This is a genomic window from Sphingobium sp., from assembly GCF_036170395.1.
Classification (GTDB): Bacteria; Pseudomonadota; Alphaproteobacteria; order Sphingomonadales; family Sphingomonadaceae; genus Sphingobium.
This window is the reverse complement of record NZ_JAVHPD010000009.1, coordinates 27,089-43,078: the sequence shown is the minus strand read 5'-3', so window position 1 is coordinate 43,078 and position 15,990 is coordinate 27,089. Positions and strand designations below refer to the sequence as shown.

Below are 15,990 nucleotides of genomic sequence, written 5' to 3'. Positions count from 1 at the left end.
CGTCTACTGCTCTTTGAGCAGATCATGGGACACATGCCATGAGCCGTCGGCAACCATCGGTAATACGCGCGTTTCTGCGAAGTCAGGCGGGCGGTGCCGTGCTGCTGATGATCGCATCAGCGCTGGCGATGATCGCCGCCAACCTGCCGGGGGCGGCGGGGCATCTCTATCATGACCTGCTCCACGCGCCTGTGGGGCCGCTGCTGTCCTCCGCCATCGGCCCGATGACGCCGCATCTGTGGATCAATGACGGGTTGATGGCGATCTTCTTCCTGCTGGTCGGGCTGGAGATCAAACGCGAGTTCGTGGATGGCGAGCTTTCGACCTGGGAGCGACGGCGGCTGCCGGTGCTTGCGGCGGTGGCGGGCATGGTTGCGCCGGCCCTTGTCTATCTGCTGGTCACAGGTGGCCGGTCGGATCTTGGCGACGGGTGGGCGATCCCGGCGGCGACCGACATTGCCTTTGCCATCGGCGTGCTGGCGCTGCTGGGCGACCGGGCGCCGGCGTCGCTCAAGCTGGTGCTGACCGCCATCGCCATCGTCGATGATATGGGCGCTGTCGCCATCATCGCGCTCTTCTATACCCAGCATCTGGATGTCGCGGCGCTTGGCGGGGCTGCGGCCGTCCTGGCTGCCCTGTTTGGACTCAACCGGATTGGGGTGAAGGCGTTGCCCGCCTATCTCATCGGCTTCCTGCTGCTCTGGTATCTGACCCTGCTGTCGGGCGTCCATGCGACCGTGGCCGGTGTGCTGGCGGCGATGGCGGTGCCGCTGCGGCGCACGCCGGCCGCGCCGGATGCCCAAGACAGTCCGCTGCATCGGCTGGAGCATGGCATCCATCCCTGGAGCGCCTATCTGATCGTGCCGCTGTTCGGCTTCGCCAATGCCGGGCTGGTGCTGAACGGCGGCACCTTCGCCGCCTTGCTTGCCCCGCTGCCGCTGGCGGTGGCTCTGGGACTCTTCATCGGCAAGCAGCTTGGCATATTCGGCGCGATCTGGGTCGCGGCGCGGCTGGGAATCGCCGAGCGACCCGGCGGCGCCGGCTGGGGGCAGGTCTATGGCATGGCGCTGCTGTGCGGCATCGGCTTCACCATGAGCCTGTTCATCGGCGCGCTCGCTTTTCCGACCGCGCCGGCGCTGATCGAGGAAGCCAAGGGCGGCGTTCTCATGGGATCGCTGCTGTCGGCGCTGGCCGGCTACGGCGTGCTGCGCTGGATCGCCGCGCCGGCACGACGGGCCGCCGAGCCTTCCGCCTGAGCCGATTCGCCAAGCGTGAAAATTGATGGTAAACTTGCTCCCGCATGCACGGTGCAGGGCCGTCGCGCGCCAATTCGACCACACTCTTGAACGATAATAGAGGAGGGCGAGATATGGAGAAGGATGTGAATTATCTGCTGCATCGGCAGCAGATGGCTTTGATCCACGCACAAAGCAGCCGCTCGCCGAAGGGGAGAGCGGCCTATGAGGGGCTGGCGAAGGGCTATAGCGAGCAGATCGACGCCTATCGTCAGGAAAATATGAAGCTGGTGGCGCTGGCGCACTGAGAGCGGCCGCAGCACGACGCGCCGCGATGCGTCCGCTCTTGCCCATGCGGGCATCGGCGGCCATGGGTGTCGGCATGATGATCGTCCCTCGTTCCCCTGTCGTCGTGGCGCTTCTGCTGCTGCCCGCTTGCGCTTCCCTCTCGCCCGAATCGCGGTTGCGGTCCGGGTTGGTCGATGCGGGATTATCGCCCCGGATGGCGGCTTGCATGGCGCCGAAGATGGCCGATCGACTGAGCCTGCTGCAACTGCGGCGGCTCCAATCGCTGGGATCGATCCGCAAGTCTCACAGCAGCGGCCTTTCGGTGGATGAACTGCTGCACAAGCTGCGTGCTTTGCAGGATCCCGAGATCATTTCCGTCACCAGCCGAGCGGCGATTTCCTGCGCCTTTTGAGCCGCATTTCGCAATATATTGCCGCACTGCCGCGCTGCGCCTTTTGCAATTTTGCAAAGTCATTTTGCGAAATTTGCTGGCGTCTCCGAGACGCCTGTGCTTAGCCGCTTGCCATCCGCTTCAACGTACAAGGACGGGCGAGCCCATGAACATCCACGAATATCAGGCCAAGGAACTGCTGGCGAAATATGGCGCGCCCATCGCCGCCGGCTATGCCGCCTTCTCGGTCGATGAGGCGGTCGAGGCCGCCAAGAAGCTGCCCGGACCGCTCTATGTCGTAAAGTCGCAAATCCATGCCGGCGGGCGCGGCAAGGGCAAGTTCAAGGAACTCGGCCCCGATGCGAAGGGCGGCGTCCGCCTGGCCTTCAGCCTCGATGAGGTGAAGGCTCATGCCACCGACATGCTGGGCAACACGCTGGTGACGATCCAGACCGGCGACGCAGGCAAGCAGGTCAACCGCCTCTATGTCACCGACGGGGCGGACATCGCCAAGGAATTCTACCTGGCGCTGCTGGTCGACCGCGCCACCAGCCGCGTCGCTTTCGTCGTGTCGACCGAAGGCGGCATGGACATCGAGGAAGTCGCGCACTCGACGCCTGAAAAAATCCACAGCTTCTCGGTCGATCCGGCTTCGGGCTTTCAGCCGCATCATGGCCGCACCGTCGCCGCCGCGCTGGGTCTGACCGGCGATCAGGCGAAGCAGGCGGCCAAGGTCGCTTCCTCGCTCTACGCCGCCTTCCTCGACACCGATGCCGAGCAGATCGAGGTCAACCCGCTGGCGCTGACCGAGCAGGGCAACCTGCTGGTGCTCGACGCCAAGGTTGGTTTCGACGGCAACGCCATGTTCCGCCACAAGGACATCGCCGAACTGCGCGACCTCACTGAGGAAGATGCGGCCGAAGTCGAAGCGTCCAAGTACGACCTCGCCTATATCAAGCTGGACGGCAATATCGGCTGCATGGTGAACGGCGCTGGCCTCGCCATGGCGACGATGGACATCATCAAACTCAATGGCGAATTCCCCGCCAACTTCCTGGACGTGGGCGGCGGCGCCAGCACCGAGAAGGTGACGGCGGCGTTCAAGATCATCCTGAAAGACCCGGCGGTGAAGGGCATCCTGGTCAACATCTTTGGCGGCATCATGAAGTGCGACATCATCGCCAACGGCATCGTCGCCGCCGCCAAGGAAGTGAACCTGTCGGTGCCGCTGGTCGTCCGCCTGGAAGGCACCAACGTGCAGCAGGGCAAGGACATTTTGGCCAATTCGGGCCTGCCCATCGTCCCGGCGGACGATCTGGGCGACGCGGCCAAGAAGATCGTGGCGGAAGTGAGGAAGGCGGCCTGACGCTCTCACCAGCCTGAACGACCATATTGAGGGTGCGGGAGGTCCGGGAACGGGCCGCCCGCGCCCGCGCTGGCATTTGATAAGGAGGATGTTGCCATGAAGATCCTGGTGCCCGTCAAGCGGGTCATCGACTATAATGTGAAGCCGCGGGTGAAAGCGGACGGGACGGGCGTGGACCTGGCCAACGTCAAGATGAGCATGAACCCGTTCGACGAGATCGCGGTCGAGGAAGCCATCCGCTTGAAGGAAAAGGGCGTCGCGACCGAGATCGTCGCGGTGTCCATCGGCGTCGCCAAGGCGCAGGAGACGCTCCGCACCGCGCTCGCCATGGGCGCGGACCGCGCGATCCTGATCCAGACCGACGATGAGGTCGAACCGCTGGGCGTCGCCAAGCTGCTCGCCAAGGTGCAGGAAGAGGAAGGCGCTGGCCTCATAATCCTGGGCAAGCAGGCGATCGACGATGACAGCAACCAGACTGGGCAGATGCTCGCCGCGCTGCTGGGCCGGCCGCAGGGCACGTTCGCGTCGAAGGTCGAGGTCGAGGGCGATAGCGTGTCGGTGACCCGTGAGGTCGATGGCGGGCTGGAGACGGTGAAGCTCTCCACCCCGGCGATCATCACCACCGACCTGCGGCTCAATGAGCCGCGCTATGCCTCGCTGCCCAACATCATGAAGGCCAAGAGCAAGCCGCTCGCCACCAAGACGCCCGCCGACTACGGCGTGGACATCTCGCCGCGTCTCTCGACGCTGAAGGTGGTCGAGCCGGCCAAGCGCTCGGCTGGCGTCAAGGTCGCCGATGTCGATGAACTGGTGGCTAAGCTGAAGGCGCTGGGCGTCGCCGCTTGATCCTGCGCCGTTCGGGCTGAGCGAAGTCGAAGCCTAGTGCCGAGCGGAGGCGAAGCAGCCTCGACAAGCTCGGCTAAGCCCTTCGACAGGCTCAGGGCGAACGGGATGGATTTTGAAAGGAATTGCATATGAAGACTCTGGTTTGGGTTGAACATGAAGGCGGCGCGGTCAAGGATGCGACGCTTTCTGCCGTCACCGCCGCAGGCAAGCTCGGTGAGGTGCATCTGCTGGTCGCGGGCGAAGGCGTGTCCGGGGTCGCCGAAGCCGCCGCGAAGATCGCCGGCGTCGGCAAGGTCCATGTCGCCGACGATGCGGCGTTGGGTCATGCGCTGGCTGAGAATGTCGCGCCGCTGATCGTCGAGCTGATGGGCAGCCATGATGCGTTCGTGGCGCCCGCCACCAGCAACGGCAAGAATATCGCGCCGCGCGTCGCCGCTTTGCTCGACGTCATGCAGATCAGCGACATCCTCTCGGTCGAAAGCGAGGACACGTTCACGCGGCCCATCTATGCGGGCAACGCGATTGCGACCGTCCAGTCCAAAGACGCCAAGAAGGTCATTACCGTGCGCGGCACCGCCTTCGAGAAGGCGGCAAGCGAAGGCGGCAGCGGCGCGGTGGAGGCGGTGGCCTCGACCGGGGACAAGGGGCTGTCCTCTTTTGTCGGCGCGGAGATCGCCAAGCTGGAGCGTCCCGAGCTGACCAGCGCGAAGGTGATCGTGTCCGGCGGCCGGGCGCTGAAGGACGGCGAGACGTTCGAGCAGCTCATCTTCCCGCTGGCCGACAAGCTGGGCGCGGCGGTGGGCGCGAGCCGGGCGGCGGTGGATGCGGGCTATGTGCCCAACGACTATCAGGTCGGGCAGACCGGCAAGATCGTCGCGCCGGAGGTCTATGTCGCGGTCGGCATTTCCGGCGCGATCCAGCATCTTGCGGGGATGAAGGACAGCAAGACCATCATCGCCATCAACAAGGACGAGGACGCGCCGATCTTTCAGGTGGCGGACATCGGTCTGGTCGGTGATTTGTTCAAGCTGGTGCCCGAGCTTACCGAGAAGCTGTAACGCATCGTCACGATGTAGGACAGGGCGTGGGGAGCGATCCCCACGCCTTTTTTGTTGTTACTCGCAGCGGACGTCATTCTTGTCGATGGCACGGCCGGCGAGCGCACCGCCGCCGGCGCCGAGGATGGTGCCGAGCGTCTTGGAACCGCCCGGAGCGATGACATTGCCGAGCACGCCGCCGGCGATGGCGCCGACGATGGTGCCGGTGGTGCCATCGTCGCGCTTGCAATAATAGCGACCGTCGCGGTCGCGATAGATTTCATCATTGTCGCGCATCTGCCGCCAGCGGCGGGGCGGGCCGCGGCGGTCGCTGGGGCGGTCATAGCCGTAGCCGCCGCCATAATTGTCCGACGTGCAAGCGCCGAGGGGCAGCATCGCCAGCATGGCTGCGGCGAGGATGGGTTTGCGCATGGTGGCTCTCCTCACTGTGTCGCCGGCTGGATGCCGGCATGAGAAACCGCCCGCCGCTGCCATGAGAGGGGGGATATGGCAGCGAGCGGGCGGCGACCGGCGGCGAGCGGGGGGCAGGGCCGCCGGAAAGGCAATCAGTGAGCGAGCGGCGCGGTATTGCCGGCACCGGCCGAACTGACCAGCGGGGCGGTCGGCGTGTTGTCCGAGGTGCGCTGTTCGTCGAGCTTCGCCTTGGCGTCGTTGTAGCGGCCGACGAGGTCGTTCTTGAACTCGGTCAGCTTGCCTTCGTCATAGAGCTTCTTGCCGACATAGCCGGCGATGGCGCCGAAGATCAGGGTGCGGATCATGTTGGTCTCCTTGGGATGGGTTTGGGGAGATAACCGGTCGGACGGCGAAGGGTTCCGGGTTTTTAGACGCCGGGGCAGAACGGTTCAGCGGCCCGGCGGGTCGTGCGGCGCGGGCATGGTGACGGGGCGCAGGCTTTCGCGGTCTTCGGCGGAGACGGGGGCGGTCGGATCGGGGCGGTAATGGTCTTCGGCGCGCTGGGCGCCGTCGGGGTGGGCGTCGGTCAGCAGGTCGGCGGGGGTGTGGCCGGGATCGTCCTGGGCCGAAAGAGCGTCGGGCAGAGGGCTGTCGCCGGCTTGGGTCGCATATTTCCAGCCGAGCGCGGCGCCGGCGACGAGGGCGAGGGTGCGGAGCATGGGTCTTCCTTCATCGGGGGAGGCTGCCCGACAACGGAAGGCGGGGCGCAGGGGTTCCCGCGGAAGACCCTGATCCAGGTTAGTCGGTGACGGCGGGTTCGCCGGCTTCGCGCAGAGCGCGGCTGCGGTCGACGCGGTCCTGGCGATGGGCGATGGCGAGGAAGGCGGCTTCGGACCGCAGGCAGCGGTCGCGGACATTGTCCAGCACGGCGGCGTCGGCCTGGCTGCGGGCTTCGGCGGCGAGGGCGTGGTAATCGGGATGGGCCATGGGTCGCTCCTTTTGCGAGGGACGGGAGTCGGGCGGCGCGACGACAATCGCGCCGCCCGGACGGCCCTGAAACGCTTAGTCGGCGTGGGCGATGTTCACCGCGGCCATTTTGCCACGGCGATCCTGCTCCAGATCATAGGACACGCGGTCCTTTTCCTGGAGGTTGGCGATGCCGGCACGCTCCAGCGCGGTGATGTGGACGAACGCGTCCTGACCGCCGCCATCGGGGGCGATGAAGCCATAGCCCTTGTCGGCGTTGAAGAATTTGACGGTTCCGGTGATGCTCATGATGAGTCCTTCTTTCGTTGCGGCCCGCTCCGTGTGAACGGACCAAGGGCTAAAGGGGCAGGGAAAGAAGGAAACAGGTGCCGCAAAGCGCCAAAGACCGTCGATTTGCGACTATAGCCCGACCCATATAGGGGATCGCGGCGGCAATAGCAAATCGGCGGGCGAGCGGGGAGCGGCGGAGCGCGCGCGGGATCAGCCGGGACGCGCCCCCGCGCGCGCCGCAGCGGCCGGCGCGGAGGCGGCGACGAAGCCGAAAAAGGCGTCGCGGGCGCGGGCGGCGGCTTCCTCATAGGGGCGGCGCTCGGCCTCCTGCCGCTCCGCCATCGCCTGTTCCTCCGCCGCCGTCAGATCGCGGTCATAATAGTCGATTTCATAGACGTCATCTTCCTGATCGCCGTCGAAACCGGGGGGCGCGGGATAATCGGTGCGCCAGCGATCCTTGTCCTCATCGAACCAGACGCCGCGCAGGCGAGTGGCGGCCTCCTCCGGCGGCAGCGTGTCGAGCCGGATGTGGGGGCTGGCAGGGCGAAGTTCACACCGTTGCAGGGAGTCCGAAAAGACGGGCGGCTGCGCCTTATGCACGGCGAGGCGAGCGGCGATGAACATGGCGACCGAGGCGGCAGGCGCGAGGGTCTGGGCGGCGTCCTCCTCGATCGGGTCTGGGGTGGCGGGCTGGCTGCCGTCGAGCAGGCGGGCGTCCTCCATCTCGCGCGCGGAGGGCTCCGCGCCGGTGGCGGGGAGGTGATCGCGATCGACCTCCGCCTTCACCGCTTCCTCGTCACAGATGAGGTCGAGGAAGGCAACGAAATCCTGCGCGACGACGCGGGCGAGCGCGGCGTCGGAGCCTTCGGGCGGATTGTCCGCCATGCGGTCGAGCCGCGAGAGCATCGACATGGCGAGGCGATTGTCGTGGCGGTGGCGGGTGACCTGGAAATTCTCCTCATCGCGCTGGATGGTGTCGGTGCAGCCGGTGATGGCGCGCGCGAGCAGATCGTCAGCGAGGCGCGCGCGGGCGATGAGGATCGCCGCGTCCCAGCCGAGGCGGAAGGCCGCGCCGTCGCGGCGGATGCGAAGCGCATAGGCGCTGCGCGCGGTGATGCGGACGCTTTCGCAGGCGAGGCGGACGACGCCGGTGGCGGCGAGGGTTTCGAGAAAACGCCGCTGGCGCGCGGGGGACCAGCCGTCGACGCGGACTTGCTCGGCGGGGGTGGGGAGGGGCGGGAATTGCATGGTCATGGCAAGGCTCCTGCGAGTTGAGGGATGCTTTGCCGGGAGGGTAGGCAGATTTGGGGGGTGTAGGACAGCGAATAGGATTTTGGGGGATTTCAGGGATATTGCTGGCGGGTGTGTTTGATGTTGATGACCTCTATCCTGTCCCCAACCACCCGGTAGATCAGGATATAGTTGGGCGTGACAATCGCCTCGCGCGTGTCGGTGACGCGGCCGGGACGGTGCATGTAAGGATGGTCAGCGATTTTCTCTGCGGTTTGCTCGAAGAGGTCAGCGAGGCGCAGAGCGGCGGCCGGGTTACGGTCGGAGATGTAGTCGAGAATATTGCGCGCGTCCTGTTGGGCCTTTGGGCGCCAGATGACGTGCGGCATCAGGCGCGCTTTGCCGCCTTGGCTTCGATAAGCGCGCGCAGTTCGGCCATGACCTGATCGTGCGGGATGCCGGGCCGGGGATCGGCAAGGCTCGCCTCGACCGTTGCGCGGAACCAGGCGTCATAGGCTTCCGCTTCCTCGGTCGTCGCGAACTCGGACTCGATGGGGGTGAGCTTGGGCATGGGTGGAGGATAGCAGGGCGGAGGGGGTTTATCCAGATTGGGGGTGGAGTTGACTCCATATCGGATCAATTTCGGAGAGTTCAGCGCACCTCTACGACCCGGTCGCCCTGATCGAGGCGTTCGGCGATCATCGGCCAGCGGGCGTCGAGCCAAATGCGCAGGCCGCGATTGCTGATATTGCCGCAGCGCAGCCAGAGCAGGCGGGATCTGACCGGCGGGTGACGGAGGAGGAAATCGTCGTCCTTCGTCACCAGTGTCATGCCGTGCTGTTCGACGTGGGCGGCAATGATGGCGTCGGGCGTCTTCCGTGCTGACGTGGGCAGCGATCAGGCCGCGCTCCGCAAACCATCCGCAAAGCGCGGGTGGCAGTTGCGCGTCGATCAGCAGGTGCATCAGGCGGCTTGGACGACCGTATGGTCCACCGCGCGCGCGCCGTAGGCCAGGCAGGCGTTCACATCTTCGCGGGTGAGATAGGGGAAGTCTTCCAGCAGTTCCTCGACGCTGACCGAGGAGGCGAGCGCATCGAGCACGTCGCTGACGCGCATCCGGGTGCCGGCGACAATCGGGCGGCCGCCGCAGACATTGGAGTCGATGACGATGCGCGTGGTCATAGGGGGAGTATGTGAGTGAGGGGAAGGGGCGTCAAGGTGGCTATGCCAGTTGAGCAGTTTAGAAAATACTACTTTAACTCCCGCAGGGGCTTTCGACGAATGTCAAATCTGTCCACCCATTTTCCGCTATTCTATGGATACTTTTGAATAATATCGCCGAGGAAAGATGCAGAGCCTTGTAGAAGTCGTGACCATACCATTTACCATCGTCGTACGAATTAAAGGCGTTAGGGATAATTATATCGCCATGTAAAAATCTAGACCTGAAATCATATAGATTACCTATACTTTTTCTGGATGCAAACTTCTCCACTTCGGGGCATAATAAAACAGTCCTACGAATGATTTTAGCTCGTATTTCCTGATTGGATTCCGTAAATAGAGCCTCTAGAGCAGCAACTATCCAAGGGATATCCGAAAGAGAATTATTTTGTCGAACTCTATGATGTGCATGGCTAATAAAATTCAAGGTGCGACCGACGTTAGTGCTTGGAAGACCCTTCCAAAAACCTCCGACTTTCAGTGACCATTTAATAAAATCCAAGAACGACATATTAGGTGATGGCGGCACTCCCGCCTCCATCATCATCACAGCCGCGTGATCGAATGAGCTTTCACACGCATTATCGAAGATACCAAACAACTTGTCTTCATAATAATAATGCAGACATCTGGAGGATCCTGGTAGATAGCAACTCATAAGAACTAACATTTTTGTTACTATTTCTTGGGAAAAATGAGAGCATGTACGAAAAACTACATCCTTGCTGGACTTAATTGCTCGGTTTTTATTGAAAAAGGCTATTTCTCTGGGGTTCGTCCATTCGATATCGGCCCGGATGCAAAAGCTGTCTTTCCAATATTCGGCAAGGCGGTGAACTTTTTTTATGACTGATTTATCGACCTCGTTTGGCGTATCCACTTGAAGCACAATTGAACCTTCAAAGGGCTGATCAAAAAATAAGCCAACTTCCAATTTTATGCCGTGAATTTGAGCTAGGAGCCCACTCAGTGCTTCATATCCTCCCTCATACGAAAAACCGGGCCGCTTAGGTTGATACCAGTGCGGTGTAAGGATATGTGTCGTACGCGTCTTTATCGACTTTCGCAGCATCATTCCGCTGCCACAGCCTCCAACCCCAATAACGGCGCGAGATACCGCCCCGTAAAGCTCCGCTTCTCCTTCACCACCTTCTCCGGCGTGCCTTCCGCGACCACCTCGCCGCCCTTCACCCCGCCCTCCGGTCCCATGTCGATGATCCAGTCGGCGGTCTTAATGACGTCGAGATTATGCTCGATCACGACCACGCTGTTGCCCTGGTCGACCAGCGCGTGGAGGACTTCGAGGAGTTTGCGGACGTCCTCGAAATGGAGGCCGGTGGTGGGTTCGTCCAATATGTAGAGGGTGTTGCCGGTGGCGCGGCGGGAGAGTTCCTTGGCGAGCTTGACGCGCTGGGCCTCGCCGCCCGAGAGGGTCGTTGCCTGCTGGCCGACCTTGACATAGCCCAGGCCCACTTCGGCGAGCATCGCCATCTTGTCGCGGATGGGGGGGACGGCCTTGAAGAATTCGACCGCGTCCTCGACCGTCATGTCGAGCACGTCGGCGATGGAGCGCCCCTTGAACTTCACCTCCAGCGTCTCGCGATTGTAGCGCGCGCCGTGGCACACGTCGCAGGTGACATAGACGTCGGGGAGGAAGTGCATCTCGATCTTGAGCACGCCGTCGCCCTGGCAGGCTTCGCAGCGGCCGCCCTTGACGTTGAAGCTGAACCTCCCCGGTTTGTACCCGCGCGCCTGCGCTTCGGGGAGGCCGGCGAACCAGTCGCGGATGTTGGTGAAGGCGCCGGTGTAGGTGGCGGGGTTGGAGCGGGGGGTGCGGCCGATGGGCGACTGGTCGATGTCGATCACCTTGTCGCAATGTTCGAGGCCCGTCACCTTGTCATGCGCGCCGGCGAGGATGCGCGCGCCGTTGAGGGCACGGGCCGACGCGGCGTAGAGCGTGTCGATGGTGAAGCTGGACTTGCCGGAGCCCGACACGCCGGTGATGCAGGTGAAGGTGCCGAGCGGGATCGACGCGGTGACGCCGCGCAGATTGTTGGCGCGGGCGTTGTGGACAGTGAGCTTCTTGCCGGTGCCCTTGCGGCGTTTCGCGGGGACTTCGATGCGGCGGGTGCCGTTGAGATAATCGGCGGTTAGGCTGTCCTTATGCGCCAGGATTTCGGGCAGGGTGCCCTGCGCGACGATCTGCCCGCCATGGACGCCCGCGCCCGGCCCCATGTCGACGATATAGTCGGCGGCGCGGATCGCATCCTCGTCATGCTCCACGACGATGACGCTGTTGCCGAGGTCGCGGAGGCGCTTCAGGGTCACGAGCAGGCGGTCATTGTCGCGCTGGTGCAGGCCGATGCTGGGCTCGTCGAGGACGTAGAGGACGCCGCTGAGGCCGCTGCCGATCTGGGAGGCGAGGCGGATGCGCTGGGACTCGCCGCCCGAGAGGGTGCCGCTGGTGCGGTCGAGGTTCAGATAGTCGAGGCCGACATTGTTGAGGAAGCCGAGGCGTTCGACGATCTCCTTGAGGATGGCGCGGGCGATCTGGTTCTGCTGGTCGCTGAGCTGCGCGGGGAGGGTGGAGAAGAAGCCGAGCGCGTCCACCACGCTGCGGCGGGTGGAGATGGAGATGTCCTCGCCCGCGATCTTCACCGCGAGCGCTTCGGGTTTCAGGCGCGCGCCGTGGCAGGTTTCGCAGGGCTGGGCGCGCTGATATTTGGATAGCTCCTCGCGCATCCAGGCGCTGTCGGTCTGGAGCATGCGGCGATTGAGATTGCCGATGACGCCCTCGAACGGCTTCTTGACCTCATAGCTTTTGCGGCCGTCCTGGAAGCGGAGCGTGACGGCCTTGCCGCCGGTGCCGTGGAGGATGATGAGCTTCACTTCGCCGGGCAGGTCGGCCCAGGGGGTGTCGAGCGAGAAGCCGAACTCGCGGGCGAGGGAGCCCAAGACCTGCATATAGTAGGGGCTGGGCGGGTTGGATTTGGCCCAGGGGACGACCGCGCCTTTCTTGAGCGAGAGGGCTTCGTTGGGCACGACCAGTTCGGGGTCGAACTCCTGCCGCTCGCCGAGGCCGTCGCAGGCGGGGCAGGCGCCCTGGGGGGCGTTGAAGGAGAAAAGGCGCGGCTCGATCTCGGGGATGGTGAAGCCGCTGACCGGGCAGGCGAATTTTTCGGAGAAGACGATGCGGTTGGGGGGGATTCCGGCGTTTTTCATGCCGCTCTTAGCCCTCTCCCTTGAGGGAGAGGGTTGGGTGAGGGTGTCCGGAGCGATAGGTGGGACGCTCGCCTGCGGCTCGCTCCCCCTCACCCCGACCCTCTCCCCGCCGGGGAGAGGGAGATCACCATCCGCCAAGTCAACATAGGCGAGGCCATCCGCCAGCTTGAGCGCCTGTTCGAAACTGTCCGCCAACCGCGTGCCCATGTCCGGATCGACGGCGAGGCGGTCGACGACGACTTCGATGTCGTGCTTATATTTCTTGTCGAGGGCGGGGGCGTCCTCGATCAGATACATTTCGCCGTCGATGCGGACGCGGGTGTAGCCCGCCTTCTGCCATTCGGCGAGTTCCTTGCGATATTCGCCCTTGCGCCCGCGCACCACGGGGGCGAGCAGATAGAAGCGCGTGCCTTCGGGCAGCTGCATCACGCGATCGACCATCTGGCTGACGGTCTGGGCGCTGATCGGCTCGCCGGTGACGGGGCTGTAGGGGATGCCGACGCGCGCCCACAGGAGCCGCATATAATCGTAGATTTCGGTGACGGTCGCGACGGTCGAGCGCGGGTTGCGGCTGGTCGTCTTCTGCTCGATGGAGATGGCGGGGCTGAGGCCCTCGATATGTTCGACATCGGGCTTCTGCATCATTTCCAGAAACTGGCGCGCATAGGCGGAGAGCGACTCCACATAGCGGCGCTGCCCCTCGGCATAGATGGTGTCGAAGGCGAGCGAGGATTTGCCCGAGCCGGAAAGGCCGGTGATGACGACGAGGGAGTCGCGGGGCAGATCGACGTCCACGCCCTTGAGATTATGCTCGCGCGCGCCGCGGACGGAAATATGTGTGAGGCTCATGGGGGTAGATTGTTCCAGATTTGTTCTTGATCCGCAAGTCGGGCTGCGGCACGGTGGGGAAGATGGCGACGCGACGCTCGGTCGGCAAGGATCGGTTGCGCCGAATATGGTTTGCGGAGATAGTGGCGTGATGAATGAGCGTCCCGGTTTTTACGAGTTCTTCGCTGGCGGCGGCATGGCTCGGGAGGGATTGGGCGAAAGGTGGCGATGCCTGTTCGCCAACGATTTCGACCCAAAGAAAGCGGCTGCCTATGCCGAAAACTGGGGTGGGCAAGCATTGCATGTCGGCGATGTCGGACGTGTGACGACGGCGCTCCTTCCAGATGTCGCTGATCTGGTATGGGCGTCTTTTCCTTGCCAGGATCTGTCGTTGGCCGGGGCAGGGGCGGGGTTGAAGGGCGGACGATCTGGCGCCTTCTGGCCTTTTTGGGGGCTGATCGAATCGCTCAAGGCCGAAGGCCGCAAGCCCCGGACGATCGTGCTGGAGAATGTCTGTGGCCTCCTCACTTCACACGGCGGTGCAGATTTCGCCGCCTTGTGCGAAGCAGTGGGAGACGCTGGCTACTGGCTCGGCGCACTGGTGATGGACGCGCGTCATTTCCTGCCGCAGTCACGACCGCGCTTGTTCGTGGTGGCTATTGATGATCAATGGGAGTTCCGGGGGGGCGTGACCAGTCCCTATGCGGTCGATTGCTGGCATCCCGAGCGGCTGCGACTGGCGCAGGCGGCGCTGCCCGAAAGGGTGCGCCAGCGCTGGCTATGGTTCGCGCCGCCTGCCCCCGCAGCGTCCAATGTGCGATTGATGGACCTGATCGAGACCGGGCCGAACGTGCGTTGGCACGAGCCGGCGGAGACTGCCAATCTGCTGGCGATGATGAGCCCGGTCAACCGCGCCAAAATCGATCTGGTGGCTGGTAACCATGGGCGCGCAGTCGGCGCAGTCTACAAGCGCACGCGGATAGAAAACGGAAAGAAGGTGCAACGGGCGGAAATACGCTTCGACATCGCCGGATGCCTGCGCACGCCGGGCGGCGGATCAAGCCGGCAGATCATCATGACCGTTGAGGATGGGAAGGTGCGCTCCCGTCTGATCACTGCGCGGGAGACGGCGCGGCTCATGGGATTACGGGAGGATTATATCTTGCCGGCTCGTTACAATGATGCTTACCACCTGACTGGCGATGGCGTGGCGGTGCCTGTGGTGCGTTACATAGCGCGTACGATCATCGAGCCTGCCCTGTCGGTTAGCGCAGGGAGCGCGCGCGCTGCAGGATGACGTCTGTTCTCGAAAAATTGCAAGCGTTCGTGGAGGAGCATCGCTTCGCCAGATCAAAGGGCGCTCTCAACGTGGGCTTGGTCATGACGCGCCGTGCGCGGGAAAAGGGTCTTCCGCTTGACCCTGCTGCTCAATTGTCCCCCAGTGGCGGTCAAGTTGCTGGTTTGAATGGCGACGCGGGCAATCGTATCTTGCGCGACTATGGTGTCACCCGGAGCATGGGCACCGAGGTCGGCCGGACCAATCGTGGCAGCATCGACAATATGCGCCGCTACGTCGCATTTCTGAACGAGTTGGGTGCCGAAGGCGTCAATCTGGAGGAGGTTGAGCGGTTCTGGGTTGACCTGTTTCGTGCGCGTTTCGCCAGCGCCCCGTTCAAGTTCAGGGGAGAGATCGGCGTGTCCATCGAATCTGTCGTTCGCGACCTTCTGTCACAGGCTGAGAGCCGGCAGCGTGAAATGAGCGGTGCGATGATTGTCGGCACGATGCTACAGCACCTGGTGGGCGCAAAGTTGGAGGAAGTGTTGGGTGATCGCGTCACGGTGATCCATCATAGCGCCAACACCAACGACGCCGGTCATGGGCGTGGTGGAGATTTCGATATCGGCGATGCCGCCATCCATGTGACCGCCACGCCGAGCGAAGCGCTGATCCGCAAATGCACAGCCAATGTGCAGGCGGGGGTTCGTCCTATCATTGTGACTACACCCAAGGGCATGCCCCTTGCGGAAGGACTATCAGCCGTGGTGGGCGTTCGCGATCGGATCGAAATACTGGAAATCGGCCAGTTCCTTTCTGCAAACGCGCACGAGCTAGGATTATTTGCAGCAAGAGGGGCGACGGCCGCGCTTGAGCGGATCGTTGATCGCTATAACAACATCATTGATACCTGTGAAAACGACCCGAGCCTCCGCATCGCGCGCTAAGACCTCGCCACTGACCCGTTCTCAGACGATGGCTCGGGTGAAAGCCAGGAACAGCAAGCCTGAACTGCTGGTGCGGCGTATGCTGACCGATATGGGATATCGCTACCGCCTTCATCGCGCCGATCTTCCGGGCAAGCCGGATATTGCGTTCATCGGTCGGCGCAAGCTGATCTTTGTTCATGGGTGCTTCTGGCACGGCCATGACTGCCGGCGTGGCGCGCGGGAGCCGAAGGCCAATGCGGCATATTGGCGGCGTAAGATCGCCGCGAACCGCGAGCGGGATCAAAGAAACTGTGATGCCCTGGGTGCCGCGGGATGGGCGGTGCTGACCGTCTGGGAATGCGCGCTTGGCGACCGAGCCGCGATGGAGATACGGCTGAAGGATTTTTTGTCTGACGCGGCGTCCGTGGCCGGGCGCGAATGATCGGC

The 15,990-nt window shown here is 63.4% G+C and carries 21 protein-coding genes; 9 read left to right on the top strand and 12 right to left on the bottom strand.

Features of this window, described 5'->3' with window-relative positions:
* Positions 1-38: 38 nt before the first annotated feature.
* From nhaA to V2B31_RS03565, 6 genes are all read left to right on the top strand, one after another.
* Positions 39-1,256, top strand: coding sequence for a Na+/H+ antiporter NhaA (gene nhaA / locus V2B31_RS03590; RefSeq protein WP_328275379.1), 1,218 nt, complete (start codon positions 39-41; stop codon positions 1,254-1,256).
* Between the two features lie 113 nt (positions 1,257-1,369).
* Positions 1,370-1,543 carry a hypothetical protein gene (locus V2B31_RS03585; RefSeq protein WP_328275377.1) on the top strand — a complete coding sequence of 58 codons (174 nt, stop codon included), beginning with the start codon at positions 1,370-1,372 and terminating at the stop codon, positions 1,541-1,543.
* Between the two features lie 74 nt (positions 1,544-1,617).
* On the top strand, positions 1,618-1,935 hold the full coding sequence (locus V2B31_RS03580; protein WP_328275375.1) for a hypothetical protein: 318 nt from the start codon (positions 1,618-1,620) through the stop codon (positions 1,933-1,935).
* A 145-nt stretch (positions 1,936-2,080) separates the two neighbouring features.
* A complete protein-coding gene (sucC, locus tag V2B31_RS03575; protein ID WP_328275372.1) occupies positions 2,081-3,280 on the top strand; it encodes an ADP-forming succinate--CoA ligase subunit beta in 1,200 nt (399 codons plus the stop codon).
* Positions 3,281-3,376: 96 nt separating this feature from the next.
* Complete coding sequence (locus V2B31_RS03570) at positions 3,377-4,126, top strand: electron transfer flavoprotein subunit beta/FixA family protein (protein ID WP_328275369.1); 750 nt, start codon at positions 3,377-3,379, stop codon at positions 4,124-4,126.
* Between the two features lie 128 nt (positions 4,127-4,254).
* Positions 4,255-5,184, top strand: coding sequence for an electron transfer flavoprotein subunit alpha/FixB family protein (locus tag V2B31_RS03565; RefSeq protein WP_328275365.1), 930 nt, complete (start codon positions 4,255-4,257; stop codon positions 5,182-5,184).
* Between the two features lie 57 nt (positions 5,185-5,241).
* Here the strand turns inward: V2B31_RS03565 and V2B31_RS03560 are convergent, their stop codons facing one another.
* The 12 genes from V2B31_RS03560 to uvrA form a co-directional block, all read right to left on the bottom strand.
* Positions 5,242-5,595, bottom strand: coding sequence for a glycine zipper 2TM domain-containing protein (locus V2B31_RS03560; protein WP_328275363.1), 354 nt, complete (start codon positions 5,593-5,595; stop codon positions 5,242-5,244).
* 134 nt (positions 5,596-5,729) lie between these two features.
* Positions 5,730-5,942: a hypothetical protein gene (locus V2B31_RS03555; protein WP_328275359.1), complete on the bottom strand. Its 213-nt coding sequence runs from the start codon at positions 5,940-5,942 to the stop codon at positions 5,730-5,732.
* Positions 5,943-6,026: 84 nt separating this feature from the next.
* A complete protein-coding gene (locus tag V2B31_RS03550; RefSeq protein ID WP_328275357.1) occupies positions 6,027-6,296 on the bottom strand; it encodes a hypothetical protein in 270 nt (89 codons plus the stop codon).
* 79 nt (positions 6,297-6,375) lie between these two features.
* Entirely contained in the window at positions 6,376-6,564 is a 189-nt protein-coding gene (locus V2B31_RS03545) for a hypothetical protein (RefSeq protein ID WP_328275355.1), read from the bottom strand.
* A gap of 75 nt (positions 6,565-6,639) precedes the next feature.
* Entirely contained in the window at positions 6,640-6,852 is a 213-nt protein-coding gene (locus V2B31_RS03540) for a cold-shock protein (protein ID WP_328275351.1), read from the bottom strand.
* Between the two features lie 192 nt (positions 6,853-7,044).
* Positions 7,045-8,088 carry a hypothetical protein gene (locus tag V2B31_RS03535; RefSeq protein ID WP_328275347.1) on the bottom strand — a complete coding sequence of 348 codons (1,044 nt, stop codon included), beginning with the start codon at positions 8,086-8,088 and terminating at the stop codon, positions 7,045-7,047.
* An 89-nt stretch (positions 8,089-8,177) separates the two neighbouring features.
* Positions 8,178-8,453, bottom strand: coding sequence for a type II toxin-antitoxin system RelE/ParE family toxin (locus V2B31_RS03530; RefSeq protein WP_328275345.1), 276 nt, complete (start codon positions 8,451-8,453; stop codon positions 8,178-8,180).
* Positions 8,453-8,635 (bottom strand): type II toxin-antitoxin system RelB family antitoxin, encoded by a 183-nt coding sequence (gene relB / locus V2B31_RS03525; protein WP_328275341.1) that lies wholly within the window; start codon positions 8,633-8,635, stop codon positions 8,453-8,455. Before relB ends, V2B31_RS03530 begins: the two co-directional genes overlap by 1 nt.
* 80 nt (positions 8,636-8,715) lie before the next feature.
* The gene (locus V2B31_RS03520; protein WP_328275337.1) at positions 8,716-8,895 is read right to left on the bottom strand and encodes a DUF5615 family PIN-like protein; all 180 of its coding nucleotides are present in this window, start codon (positions 8,893-8,895) and stop codon (positions 8,716-8,718) included.
* A gap of 132 nt (positions 8,896-9,027) precedes the next feature.
* Complete coding sequence (locus tag V2B31_RS03515) at positions 9,028-9,246, bottom strand: DUF433 domain-containing protein (protein ID WP_328275334.1); 219 nt, start codon at positions 9,244-9,246, stop codon at positions 9,028-9,030.
* A 73-nt stretch (positions 9,247-9,319) separates the two neighbouring features.
* Positions 9,320-10,363, bottom strand: coding sequence for a hypothetical protein (locus tag V2B31_RS03510; protein WP_328275330.1), 1,044 nt, complete (start codon positions 10,361-10,363; stop codon positions 9,320-9,322).
* A complete protein-coding gene (uvrA, locus tag V2B31_RS03505) occupies positions 10,360-13,359 on the bottom strand; it encodes an excinuclease ABC subunit UvrA (protein WP_328275328.1) in 3,000 nt (999 codons plus the stop codon). The genes V2B31_RS03510 and uvrA overlap by 4 nt, the downstream gene beginning before the upstream one ends.
* Positions 13,360-13,489: 130 nt before the next feature.
* Between uvrA and V2B31_RS03500 the strand changes: the two genes are divergently transcribed.
* Genes V2B31_RS03500 through V2B31_RS03490 form a run of 3 tightly spaced genes read left to right on the top strand, consistent with a single transcriptional unit; the run spans position 13,490 to position 15,985 of the window.
* A complete protein-coding gene (locus tag V2B31_RS03500) occupies positions 13,490-14,635 on the top strand; it encodes a DNA cytosine methyltransferase (protein WP_328275327.1) in 1,146 nt (381 codons plus the stop codon).
* Entirely contained in the window at positions 14,632-15,561 is a 930-nt protein-coding gene (locus V2B31_RS03495; RefSeq protein ID WP_328275324.1) for a DUF4928 family protein, read from the top strand. The genes V2B31_RS03500 and V2B31_RS03495 overlap by 4 nt, the downstream gene beginning before the upstream one ends.
* Complete coding sequence (locus tag V2B31_RS03490; RefSeq protein WP_328275501.1) at positions 15,527-15,985, top strand: very short patch repair endonuclease; 459 nt, start codon at positions 15,527-15,529, stop codon at positions 15,983-15,985. Before V2B31_RS03495 ends, V2B31_RS03490 begins: the two co-directional genes overlap by 35 nt.
* The last annotated feature ends 5 nt before the right edge of the window (positions 15,986-15,990 follow it).